Genomic DNA, 12,823 nt, shown 5'->3' with positions numbered 1-12,823 from the left:
CTTTTCAATCATTAATTATCAATAAATATTCACTTTTCCGCTAGATACCGTAACATCAATTGTATGCTTTCCTGAACCATGTTTTCCGTTCACTTTATGATTACCTACTTCTTGGCTTTCAAGTGGGAAATCACAAGAAATATCTCCACTGCTTACTTTTCCTTTCAAGGTGAAATCTGCATTATCAGGTAAATCAAGCGTGGCTAAACCTGAACTTACATGGACATTAATGGAATCCTCAAGCTTATCCATTTGAACATTTAATTTACCAGAAGATAGCGTCGCATCAAGTTCTCCTTCATAGCCATCCACATTGACAATACCAGAACTCATTCGAATTTCTCCCGTTTGAGTGGAGATAGAAGATAGATTTGCCATGCCTGATGAGCCATTATGTTTATACTGTTTTACATCTAAGTTTTCTAGATCTAACTGACCTGAACCCATATTCACGTTCATGTTTTTCAACTTCATTGGATCTTTTTTTGAAGGACCTTCCATTGTTAACTTCCCGGATCCGATCGTCACATTCAAATCGCGATTATATTCTCGAGGAACATGCACCGTCAGTTTGCTTTTGTTCCAAAACCCAAAATGTTGAAACCATTTCCGTTTTACTTCGATTCGAATAGTGTCTCCACTTCGATCAACATCTAATTTTCCTTTGCCCTCTAGTTCCGCTTTAACATCTTCCCGATCTTCTGGAATAATGACAGTATTCGAGCTATCGACCTTTAAATCAAGTAAGTCAATGTGTTTTATTGATTGAGTATGTGCATCACCCTTACTAAACGGAAACCAAGATGCCTCTTTTATACTCGAGCCGATAAAATATAAACCGACAAGAACGAGTAAAAATAATAATAATTTTTTCATTGCATATCGTCCTTTCCCTTCTTCTATACATACATCATATAGGAGTGGACAATCTTCCAACAATGCACTTTAGAATGAATATTCGTTCAGACTTGAGGCTTAGTGACTCCTGTTTTTAATTAAACACAAATAATCCTCAACAATTTCCCGATGACTTCCGACAATTTTCTCTGGTAATTGATGTGGGTCTATAAATAAGCAATCATTAATTTCTGTTTGGTCGGCCTGCATTTCCCCATGAAAGGTATTTGAATAGTAGGCAACAGTTACAGAGTAGAATTCATCACCATTTGCCGCCTTCATATAATAGTTTTTACCCGAGTAAACGTTAATAAGCTGTAAGTCATCAACAACTAATCTCGTCTCTTCATACACTTCCCGTTTTGCCGTTTCTTCCGCTGATTCTCCTAACTCCATCAGCCCTCCAGGAAGCCCCCATGATTCCTTTGGATACTTTCTTTGCTGTAACAGAATCCTCCCTTTTTCATCCACCATTACAACGACAGATCCTACTAAATTTAATGGTCTTGTTCCAACAAGCTTTCGTAATTCTTCAATATATCCCATTGTCTAACCTCTTCATTTTATTTTCACTGGTGTTATTGGCTGGCCGCCCTTTAACACTTGAATGATATTATTGGCGGCGATTTCAGCCATTTTTAGTCTTGTTGCTTCGCTTGCACTTCCGATATGAGGAAGGGTCACCACATTTGGCAATGATAAAAGCGGTGAATCTAAATCAATCGGTTCTTTTTCAAAAACATCTAAGCCGGCTGCCCAAAGTTCACCGTTTTTCAATGCATGATATAAAGCACTTTCATCAACAATTCCACCCCGTGCAGTGTTAATTAAAATTGCGGTCTTTTTCATCTGTTTAAATTCTTTTTCGCCTATTAAGTGATGGACCTCCGGACTATAAGGAAGTAGAAGACTGATGAAATCTGCTTGTTGTAGTAATGATTCAAATTCACAGTATTCAACCCCTAATTTCTTTTCTATTTCAGTTTTTCGCGAACGATTATAGTAAAGGATATTCATTCCAAACCCGATTGCTCTTCTAGCAAGCGCTTGTCCAATCCTTCCCATTCCGATAATTCCTAGCGTGGCACCATAAATATCTCTACCTGTTAGTTGCATTGGTGACCATGTTTTCCAATCACCTTTACGTAAATATTCAGATGCTTCGACTAATCTTCTTGCCGTCGCCATCATTAATGCAAAAGTAAGATCCGCGGTCGTTTCTGTGAGCACTCCCGGGGTATTCGTCACAATCACGTCATGTTTATTAGCATATGTCACATCGATATTATTAAATCCTACGGCCATATTACTAATGATTTTTAGCTTTGGTGCCTGCTGGATCACTTCTTCATCGATCGTTTCTGTTAAAAGACAGAACAACCCTTCAATATCGCGAACTTCCTGTAATAAAAGTTCCCGAGGTACTGGAGTCTCCTCTTCTTCCCACATACGGACGGTCGCAAACTCAGTTAATTGATCGTAAATTACTTCTGGTATTTTACGAGTTATATAAATTTTTGGTTTCATTGTTTACACCTCATTTGTCGTATCCCTCCATATCTTCTAGATACAATTGGAGTTTTCCTTTATCATTTTAAATGATCATTTAAAATATTTTCTTCCAGTACAGAAAATGTGTCCCCGTACACCTTCGTAATATGTTTTTCACCCCAATCACATAAAGCATTCAATATACTTTCTAAACTCCATCCATAATCACTTAGCTCATATTCCACTTTAGGAGGGATTTGTTGATATACGATACGATTGATGACGCCATCCTCCTCAAGTTCTCTTAGTTGCTGCGTCAGCATCTTTTGTGTAATATTCGGCATTAACCGTTTTAATTCACTCGTCCGCTTCTTCCCATGTGTTAAATGGCAAAGAATCACACATTTCCACTTCCCACCGATCACTTCTAACGTCGCTTCAACTGATATATTGTATTTCTTTTTCTGCATTGTAATCCTCCTCATCCTATAGGTACTTTTAAGTGCCTATATTACTTTTTTGTACCTATATTACAAAAAAGTGCGTACTTTTCATTAAGATCGTTATATCTCATAATATCATTTGCCGGTTAATTTTTTCTATTCACACACACATTTGTGTTTTTATTCACTTTTTATAGAGGAGGAGAGAGTTCATGTCACTGGATAAAAGAAGAAGTACATTCGCACTATTGGCTCTAGCAGTAAGTGCATTCGCGATTGGTACAACGGAATTTATAAGTGTGGGATTATTGCCACTTATTGCAGATGATTTACACATTCCTGTTACTACAGCAGGTTTAACTGTTTCATTATATGCGTTAGGAGTTACTTTCGGAGCACCAATCCTTACAGCTGTTACCTCAAGGATACCACGGAAAGCCTTATTACTTTGGATTATGGTTGTTTTTATCATCGGCAATAGCATTGCTAGCAGTGCAACTACTATTGCTGTACTGCTAATTGCAAGAGTGATTTCAGCATTTTCACATGGTGTATTTATGTCTATCGGTTCGACCATTGCAGCTGATTTAGTTCCGGAAAACCGCAGGGCAAGTGCAATTTCAATTATGTTTACAGGACTTACAGTTGCAACAGTAACCGGTGTTCCATTTGGTACATTTATTGGGCAACAATTCGGATGGAGAATCGCCTTCATTGTAATAATTATCGTCGGTGTAATTGCTTTTATCGCTAATAGTATTTTAATACCGTCTGATTTAAGAAAATCCGTTACTCGGACAAGCTTTCGTGATCAATTTAAATTAGTTACCAACAGTCGTCTACTTTTGCTATTTATAATTACAGCCTTAGGGTATGGAGGAACATTTGTTGTCTTTACTTATCTTTCTCCATTATTACAAGAAATTACTGGCTTTAAGGAAGGTACTGTTGCAGCCATTTTACTAATTTACGGAATTATGATTGCCATTGGTAACATGATCGGAGGAAAATTATCCAATCGAAACCCTATAGATGCACTATTCTATATGTTTATTGTTCAGGCAGTCGTTCTTTTTGTATTAACATTCACAGCACCATATAAGCTAGCTGGATTAATAACTATTCTCTTTATGGGATTATTAGCTTTCATGAATGTACCCGGCCTACAAGTGTATGTAGTCATGTTGGCTGAACGATTTGTGCCATCAGCAATTGATGTCGCATCAGCAATAAATATTGCCGCATTTAATGCAGGGATAGCAATTGGCTCTTATTTGGGCGGCATCATCATCCATTCCATGGGAATCATTCACACAGCTTGGATAGGTTCATTAATGGTCGTAGGTGCGGTAATTCTTACTGGAATTAGTCGCACGTTAGAACGAAAAGATCAAAAAAATATAATTCACTAAAACAAAACAAATTAATTCATAATTTTTCCAACAGATTCTAGGAGATTATTTAAAATGATAAAAAACTTACAAGATACAACAACATTGCATAATGGTGTAAAAATGCCTTGGTTAGGACTTGGTGTATTTAAAGTACCAAATGATGACACCATTCATTCAGTTTCATCAGCAATCAAAAATGGATATCGGAGTATCGATACAGCTGCTGTATATGAAAATGAAGAAGGCGTAGGCATCGGAATTCGTGAAGGATTAAAAGCAGCGGGCATATCTCGCGAAGAATTATTTGTTACATCCAAAGTTTGGAATGCAGACTTAGGATACGAAAAAACACTTGAAGCATTTAATACAAGTCTAACTAAACTTGGATTAGATTACTTAGATCTTTATCTTATTCACTGGCCAGTTGAGGGAAAATATAAAGATTCTTGGAAAGCATTAGAAACCCTTTATCAAGAAGGAAAAGTTAAAGCAATCGGCGTAAGCAACTTCCAAATTCATCATCTGCAAAACTTAATGGAGGATGCAGAAATTAAACCAATGGTGAACCAAGTGGAACTGCACCCACGTTTATCCCAAAAAGAACTTCTCGCTTTTTGTAAACAGCATCAACTTCAATTGGAAGCATGGTCACCTTTAATGCAAGGCCAGTTACTAGATAACTTTACATTACAAGAAATAGGAACAAAATATAATAAATCAGTCGCTCAAGTAATTTTACGATGGGATTTGCAAAATGGTATTATCACAATACCTAAATCAACAAAAGAACACCGAATTATTGAAAACTCTACCATCTTTGATTTTGAATTATCAGCTGATGATATGAAACGAATCGATAGTTTAAATGAGAACCATCGTGTGGGACCAGATCCTGATAACTTTGATTTCTAAAAAGATTACGTAAAGATTCGATAGAAAAAGCAGAGCAAATCATATGGGGTTTGCTCTGCTTCTTTTTAGCTATATCACAACTGATCCAACGCTTGTTGTAAATCCTCCCAAATATCTTCCCACGCTTCGAGCCCTACAGACAGACGAATGAGTTGGTCGGTTATCCCCATTTTCAAACGTTCCTCTTCAGGTACGACTGCATGGGTCATTGTTGCTGGATGCTGAATGAGTGATTCCGAATCACCTAAGCTGACAGCGATTTTAATTAATTGGCAGTGATTTAAAAAGGCTTGGGCCTCTTCTTTTGTTCCATCAATTTCAAAGCTGATCATTCCACCAGGATGCTTCATTTGACGATTAGCCAGCTCATATTGTGGAAAATCCGGATCCCCAGGAAAGTACATCGTCTTTACTTTCGGATGCTTTTTCAGTTGGACTGCTATTTTTTTCGCATTTTCACAATGGCGATCAAGTCTCACTGGTAATGTTTTTAACCCTCTAATGAGCAACCAGGCATCGAATGGGCTAATGATTCCTCCAATATCTTTCAGCGTCGTCATGGCCATTTCACCCATTTCTTCCTTCCTGCCAACGACAATCCCAGCAATCACGTCACCATGTCCACCAATATATTTCGTTGCACTATGGATGACATAATCACATCCTAATGTTAATGGCTGCTGTAAGTACGGAGAACAAAACGTATTATCAACGACGACCGGGATGCCTTTTTCCTTTGCAACCCGAGAAACCATCTCTAAATCTACGAGCTTCATCGTCGGATTAATCGGTGTTTCAATATAAATACAGGTTGTATTATCGCGAATCGCTGCGCGGACCGTTTCTTCATCGGCAAAATGGATAAGATCATGCTGAATTTGATGCTTCTTTTTCATTAATTGCAGCAGCCCAAATGTACAGCCATATATTCCTTCCGAACAAAGAATGTGATCACCTGTTTTCGTTAAGTAAAAAAGAGTTGCAGATACAGCAGCCATTCCTGATCCGAAGGCAAGTGCGACCTCCCCTTTTTCCAAGGCTGCCATTCTTTCCTCAAGTACTTTTACGGTAGGATTTCCTAAACGTGAATAAACATACCCCTCCGACTCTCCCGCAAATCGACGTTCTCCCTCTGCGGCTGACGGAAATGTAAAGGTGGACGTTTGAAATAGCGGCGGAACAAGGCTGCCTTGATGTTGCAGCGAATCATATCCACAATGAATAACCTCTGTTTCAAACCTCTTTTGCTTCCCCATTTGTGTAACCTCCCCCTAAAAATATGAAGCTCTATATCTATCATATGCTAATTAAAAAGATATTGGAAGCGTTTTCACAATTAGGAAGGAGTGGTACATTGATAATTAAACTGATCATTTATAACTAAGCAATTGTTTTTTTGGTTTTACATTTCATCCCGCATTTACAAAGAATACTATGTTTTAAGTATTTTATTTTTGTATGACATATAGGACAAATTGTTTTGTTTAACATATTCGAACACTCCTTTTACATTACGATCACCTTATATAAAATATGCACTATTTAAAAATAGGTACCCGTCTGCAAACGGATACCTACTCTAACCTGAGAATTTGAGAAATAAATTGAGATTACTATACTACTTTTATAAATATGCTATTAAACTTCTTGAGGTAGAGGTAATCCTAGACCTTCAGCTATGCGATTTCCATATTCCGGATCTGCTTTATAAAAATGCTGAATTTGACGAAGCTTAATTTCTTCTACCTTCACAGGCTTCATTGCTTCAACGATATTTGCAACTAAGCGTGTACGCTCTTCCTCACTTAGCAAACGATACAAATCACCCGCTTGAGTATAATGGTCGAATTGATCATAAGCAACAGCATCCGCATATCCCGAAACAGCATAAGCAGCCTGTTTGTCTTCCGGTGATTCTGCCGGCCCATCGAAGCTATTTGGTTCGTAATATACGGAGCCTCCACCATTATTACCAAAACGCATTTGGCCATCACGTTGATAGTTATTTACTTCATTTTTCGGACGGTTGATTGGTAATTGATTATGGTTCGCACCTACACGGTAACGGTGGGCATCAGCATATGCAAACAAACGGCCTTGCAACATCTTATCTGGTGATACATCGACACCAGGTACTAATGTTCCAGGTGAGAATGTCGCTTGTTCGACTTCAGCAAAATAGTTTTCCGGATTACGATCAAGCACCATTCGACCGACTTCAATTAATGGATAGTCTTTTTGTGACCATACCTTCGTCACATCAAATGGATCAAAGCGATACGTATTAGCGTCCTCTAGAGGCATAATTTGTACATATAACTTCCACTCTGGGAAGTCGCCTTTTTCAATCGCATTAAATAGATCTTCTGTATGATAATCAGGATTTTCTCCCGCTAATTTAGCCGCTAAATCAGGTGCTAAGTTTTTCACACCTTGTTCAGTTCTAAAATGATATTTAATCCAAACGCCTTCGCCTTCTTCATTCACCCATTTAAATGTATGGCTTCCGTAGCCATGCATATGGCGGAATGTAGCAGGTATTCCACGGTCAGACATCAAAATCGTTACTTGATGTAAAGATTCAGGTGATAAAGACCAGAAATCCCAAATCGCTGTAGGGTTTTTCAAATGTGTTTGCGGATCACGCTTTTGTGTATGAATGAAATCAGGGAATTTGATTGCATCACGAATAAAGAAAACAGGGGTGTTATTCCCTACGATATCGTAGTTGCCATCCTCTGTATAAAATTTAACTGCAAAGCCGCGAGGATCACGAACTGTATCAGCAGAACCATTTTCACCAGCTACTGTTGAGAAACGGATGAATAATGGTGTACGTTTACCCACTCCATTAAATACTTTTGCTTTCGTGTATTGTGAAACATCATTTGTTACTTCAAAATATCCGTGTGCACCCGCACCTTTGGCATGAACAACACGTTCCGGTACACGTTCTCTATTAAAATGAGCTAATTTCTCTAGTAAATGTACGTCTTGAATTAATGTCGGTCCACGGGAGCCAGCTGTCATTGAATTTTGATTATCTCCTACTGGTGCACCCCAACTTGTCGTTAACTTCTTATTTGTACTCAATCAAATCACCTCATCAAGTTATTTTGACTATGAAACTATAATAACACTTATTAAAATAAAATCAATACTTTTTTATAATAATTATAATTTAGTAAGAAATACTAAATGATTACCTCTCTCTTTCCCACTACACATGTTATTCATAAGTACAAGATTTATGTCCAAAATAACAAATACTTATGGGTATTTATAAAAATTATTAAATTTACTAATGAAATATATAGAGCTAATCTAAAAGCAAGAACAGGGAGGGATTGGCGATGACAATCAATTTTCAGAATCCAAACGACCATTTTACCTATGCAAGAAGAGAAGCGGACTCTTCTTGGATACAATTTGTTAAGCAGATATGCGATATTAAAGGAAAAAGAGTGCTAGATATCGGTTGTGGCGGTGGAATTTATGCAAAAGCTCTAGCAGATATGGGGGCCTTGCATGTAACCTGCCTGGATTTTTCAGAAAAGATGCTTTCTGCTGCAAAAGTTAATTTGCAATCCTATCAAAATATTGAATTCAGGCTAGGCAATGCCTTACAAACGGGATTGCCTAGTGAACAATACGATATCGTGCTCATACGTGCAGTTATCCATCATCTAAATGATATTGAAACTTGTTTTCAAGAAATCTTTCGTATATTAAAACGTGGAGGCTCATGCATGATTCAAGATCGTACACCTGATGATTGCTTAGTTGAAGGAAGTACTGAACATATTAGGGGATATTTTTTTACAAAATACCCACAGTTAGTAGAAAAGGAAATTTCGCGAAGACATTCCGGCGAGAATGTTCGTGATGCATTGAAGCACACTGGCTTTGAAACATTTTCTGAACATACATTGTGGGAAACAAGGAGGAACTATAAAACGCGGCAAGAACTTTTTGATGATGTAATAAATCGAACAGGTCGTTCCATCCTTCATGAGCTAAATGATTATCAATTGCAAGACCTAGTCGATTATCTGAAGGAAAAGTTACCCGGCCATCAACCGATTGTTGAAAAAGATCGTTGGACGATTTGGAAGGCGGATAAAAAATAATTATAAGATTGGTCTATTTCTTAATTTGATTCATTTTAGAAGAATGTATATACCTAGGCTTCCTTATACATTTTGGCGTTGAATCTATGAAAATGTATAAGGATCGGCTCTATGCTTATACATTTTTTCTTTCTCCCCATGAAAATCTATACGTATCCTCCCTTTCCTTATACATTTTTCCCTCTTCCCATGAAAATCTATACGCATCCTCCCTTTCCTTATACATTTTCCCTTCTTCCCATAAAAATCTATACGTATCCTCTCTTTCCTTATACATTTTTCCCTTCTTTCCATGAGAAACTATATGCATCCATTCCTTCCTTATACATTTTTCCCTTCTTTCCATGAAATCCTATCACAACTTCGTCTTGATATTAGCGGAACTAGAAAACAAAGCAATCAAAAAGACCAAATCGATATACGATTTGGTCCGTTTTATTCAATGTATTTTCATAAAATCAGGGACACCTACTTACATTTTCGCAAATTCATCCACCAATTCACTAAATTGCTTCAGCGCATTTTGTATCGGCTCTGGTGATGTTAAGTCGACACCTGTTTTTTTCAACAATTCTAACGGATAATCCGAGCTGCCGCTTTTCAAGAATTCAAGATAAGACGCTAAAGTTTCTTGGTCTCCTTTTAAAATTCGATCCGCTAAATGAATGGCAGATGCAAAGCCTGTTGCATATTTATAAACGTAAAATGGGCGATAGAAGTGAGGAATTCTCGACCAACCATATTTCACCTCATCATCGAAAACAACGCAATCTCCATTATATTCGCGGAATAATGATTCATAGATCTCACTGAACACGTTCGCATTTAATGCTTCTCCCTTTTCAGCTTTCTCATGAGTAATTTTTTCAAACTCGGCAAACATTACTTGGGTAAATAGTGTTCCTTTAAATTTATCAATAAAATGATTGATCAGGTATTTTCGCACTTTTTCATCCTCTACTTGTTCAAGTAAATAGTGAATGAGCAATACTTCATTTACTGTTGATGCAACTTCTGCTACAAAAATGCTATATTTTGCTGTAATTTGCGGCTGAGTTTTATGTGAAAAATGACTGTGCATCGCATGCCCCATTTCATGCACGAGTGTAAATAAACTATTTAAGTCATCATGATGATTTAATAAGACAAATGGATGTACCCCATATACGCCTAAATTATAGGCACCTGTACGTTTTCCGGGTGTTTCCCGCACATCAATATATCTTGCATCTTTAAAGGACTCCAGTGTTCTCGTATACTCTTCCCCGAGTGGCGAAAGCGCTTTAAGCATCGTGGCATATGCCTGTTCAAAGCAGATGTCTTGTTCAGCCCCTTCCACTAAAGGAACAGATAAATCATATTGGCGCAGTTCCTCTACACCGAGCATTTCTCTACGTATTTCCGAGTAGCGATGCATTGGTGCGATATGCGCTTTAGTCGTTGCAATTAAATTTTCATATACTTCCTTTGGAACGGAATCACTAAATAATGCCTTTTCCAATGCGGAAGGATAGTTTCGCATTCGTGCAATCGTGGCATTATTTTTCACCGCTGCTGCTAAAGTGGATGCAATCGAGTTTTTCAACTGAACATATGGTTGGTAATAGGCTTTATACGCTTCTTTTCGTTTGTTCCGATCCTTATTTTCAATCAGTTTGGAGTACATCCCTCGTGTCAGTTCTACTTTTTTCCCATCCTCATTGGTCACTTCTCCAAATTTAATATCTGCATTATTTATCATGCTATATGTATGACTAGGTGAAGAAAGTGCTTCTCCTAACTGAGAGATGACTTCTTCTTTTTCTTTACTTAATACATGTGCTTTATAGCGATATGCTTCAAACAAATCTCTTTCAAAATAAGTTAAACCCTCTTCTTCTGCAATATACTTCTTTAATGTAGCTTCTTCCAAACTTAATAGAAATGGCATAAAAAAAGAAGTGGCCGCACTCAATTTTACACCTAATTGCTTGGTGCGATCTTGTAGTGACTGGGCAAATGAATTACGTGTATCAATATCAACTTGTAACATTGCATAGGCAGCTACTTTGTTAAAAGAAAAAGATACCTTTTCGTTTTCTGACAAATAGGATAATAAAGTTTGGCCATTATGGATATTCCCATCGTATTTCTTCAATCCTTCTGCCATTTGTCCGATCTTTTGTACGTCTGCTTCCCACTCTTCTATAGAAGGATAAATATCCTCTAATTTCCACTTTTCACCCTCCGGCACATCACTTCTTGATGCATAGGTAATCATCAAAACACTCCCTTGTTTCTCGTAAATCTTTTACGTTGATACTATTTACTATAACCGATAACAACTCAAATAGTTAGAATTTTTCGTAAGTACATTTTCCTATTTTTTGGTGAACCTCTCCAACTCCCTCAGTTTGATACGTTTATCTCTTAAATGCTCACTTATTCGCAGGATTTCATAACCCTTGAATTAAATTAGTTGATAAATGAAATGAGTTCAGTTTATTTTGGCTCCGTGAAGGCATAGTTAAATAAAGGAGTTAGCTACTACTCCACATTTTACCATATAATGTACATCTCCACGCCGCCCCTGGAGGCTTTCCCTCCCATGTCTCAACGGGTCATTCGCCCTCTCATTCCTTCGTCATGCCTATCCAAGGGGTGGAGGCCAGTTATGCTAAATCGAATGGGGCACATTGCCCTTTTGTTGGAGAAACCTGGTACTCCGTACATATTTGAAATCCTACGAATAAGACAATATTCAAAATCTATGTTAAGTATTTTAAATGATACATTTTATATAACGATTGTTTATTTTTATGCTGCTAATACTTGGACTTTATTTGGACAGTAAGATTCGTTTCGTCGTGCTATTCCTACAATAATCCTTGCTAGTTTGCCTATCAGTTTCATTATTGATTTCATTTTCTTTATCTTCTTAACCCTCACATTATGGGAATGGATAGCTTTAAACTCAGGGTTATTCACCACAAGGCTCATAGTTGCTAAGTAGAGGAAGCGTCGAAGTCTTGACCTACCACGTTTCGAAATGACAATCTGCCCTTTCCATTTACCTGAACTTGCTTCAGCTAGGTGTAGTCCTGCATGACGTAACAGAGAATTTCCATGAGAAATTTGAATGGCACGAATAAAATAACGGGCCCCTATATTATATGAAGCTTGTAAATCTGCATGATACACTTTTCCTGTTGTAAACGTAGCGAGGTCTTTTTTAGCATTTCGTTGCACTTTTCCAGAGCCATCAAATGCTAAAGCACTTGTATTTCGAGCGTTAATCCTTGAAATTCTCATTCCTAGGTAATGGGCCATTTCTTCGACTTTATTTTGTATGCCTTTCTTTCGCCAATACCGAAGTTTGAAACGGAGTTTTTTCGCACCCCAAAATCCTTTAGGCATTTTCATTTGATCAAGGTACTCAAATACAATCACATCACACTTATGCTCCTTTGCGAATTTGACGATTCCATGTGAAGTATCGTTCACGATTTGTTTTTGCAGACCATTTATTCTTCTCCAAAAATTTGGTGCAGTAATCCTCCCTGAAATGGATTGTGCT

12 protein-coding genes are annotated in these 12,823 nt (G+C 37.5%); 3 read left to right on the top strand and 9 right to left on the bottom strand.

The features are described from left to right. Nucleotides 1-18: 18 nt before the first annotated feature. The 4 genes from liaG to B5V89_RS15385 all read right to left on the bottom strand — a co-directional run bounded on the left by liaG (nt 19) and on the right by B5V89_RS15385 (nt 2,858). Nucleotides 19-876, bottom strand: a complete 858-nt coding sequence (gene liaG / locus B5V89_RS15400) for a LiaG family protein (protein WP_108072816.1) — start codon at nt 874-876, stop codon at nt 19-21. Nucleotides 877-975: 99 nt separating this feature from the next. Next, nucleotides 976-1,443, bottom strand: a complete 468-nt coding sequence (locus tag B5V89_RS15395; RefSeq protein ID WP_108072814.1) for an NUDIX hydrolase — start codon at nt 1,441-1,443, stop codon at nt 976-978. Nucleotides 1,444-1,455: 12 nt separating this feature from the next. Then, nucleotides 1,456-2,424, bottom strand: a complete 969-nt coding sequence (locus B5V89_RS15390) for a 2-hydroxyacid dehydrogenase (protein WP_108072811.1) — start codon at nt 2,422-2,424, stop codon at nt 1,456-1,458. Between the two features lie 62 nt (nt 2,425-2,486). Further along, the gene (locus B5V89_RS15385) at nt 2,487-2,858 is read right to left on the bottom strand and encodes a winged helix-turn-helix transcriptional regulator (RefSeq protein ID WP_108072809.1); all 372 of its coding nucleotides are present in this window, start codon (nt 2,856-2,858) and stop codon (nt 2,487-2,489) included. A 185-nt stretch (nt 2,859-3,043) separates the two neighbouring features. Between B5V89_RS15385 and B5V89_RS15380 the strand changes: the two genes are divergently transcribed. Together B5V89_RS15380 and B5V89_RS15375 are read left to right on the top strand one after the other, a co-directional pair. Beyond that, nucleotides 3,044-4,243 (top strand): MFS transporter, encoded by a 1,200-nt coding sequence (locus B5V89_RS15380; protein ID WP_108072807.1) that lies wholly within the window; start codon nt 3,044-3,046, stop codon nt 4,241-4,243. A gap of 54 nt (nt 4,244-4,297) precedes the next feature. Further along, the gene (locus B5V89_RS15375; protein WP_108072805.1) at nt 4,298-5,137 is read left to right on the top strand and encodes an aldo/keto reductase; all 840 of its coding nucleotides are present in this window, start codon (nt 4,298-4,300) and stop codon (nt 5,135-5,137) included. Between the two features lie 74 nt (nt 5,138-5,211). Here the strand turns inward: B5V89_RS15375 and megL are convergent, their stop codons facing one another. Beyond that, complete coding sequence (gene megL, locus B5V89_RS15370) at nt 5,212-6,393, bottom strand: methionine gamma-lyase (RefSeq protein WP_108072803.1); 1,182 nt, start codon at nt 6,391-6,393, stop codon at nt 5,212-5,214. 382 nt (nt 6,394-6,775) lie between these two features. Further along, the gene (gene katA, locus B5V89_RS15365; RefSeq protein ID WP_066235042.1) at nt 6,776-8,230 is read right to left on the bottom strand and encodes a catalase KatA; all 1,455 of its coding nucleotides are present in this window, start codon (nt 8,228-8,230) and stop codon (nt 6,776-6,778) included. 260 nt (nt 8,231-8,490) lie between these two features. Between katA and B5V89_RS15360 the strand changes: the two genes are divergently transcribed. Then, entirely contained in the window at nt 8,491-9,267 is a 777-nt protein-coding gene (locus tag B5V89_RS15360) for a class I SAM-dependent methyltransferase (RefSeq protein WP_066235044.1), read from the top strand. A gap of 115 nt (nt 9,268-9,382) precedes the next feature. On the opposite strand, the gene B5V89_RS15355 is transcribed toward B5V89_RS15360, so the two are convergent. The 3 genes from B5V89_RS15355 to B5V89_RS20485 form a co-directional block, all read right to left on the bottom strand. Beyond that, nucleotides 9,383-9,613 carry a hypothetical protein gene (locus B5V89_RS15355; RefSeq protein ID WP_133174942.1) on the bottom strand — a complete coding sequence of 77 codons (231 nt, stop codon included), beginning with the start codon at nt 9,611-9,613 and terminating at the stop codon, nt 9,383-9,385. A gap of 126 nt (nt 9,614-9,739) precedes the next feature. Beyond that, nucleotides 9,740-11,527: an oligoendopeptidase F gene (gene pepF, locus B5V89_RS15350; RefSeq protein ID WP_108072801.1), complete on the bottom strand. Its 1,788-nt coding sequence runs from the start codon at nt 11,525-11,527 to the stop codon at nt 9,740-9,742. A 536-nt stretch (nt 11,528-12,063) separates the two neighbouring features. Next, a partial coding sequence (locus B5V89_RS20485) for a transposase (RefSeq protein WP_244913513.1) occupies nt 12,064-12,823 on the bottom strand: 760 nt, incomplete at its 5' end.

The sequence above is a fragment of the Heyndrickxia sporothermodurans genome (assembly GCF_003055045.1).
GTDB lineage: Bacteria > Bacillota > Bacilli > Bacillales > Bacillaceae_C > Heyndrickxia > Heyndrickxia sporothermodurans.
The sequence above is the reverse complement of the archived record's forward strand: the minus strand, read 5'-3'. Positions and strand labels throughout refer to the sequence as shown.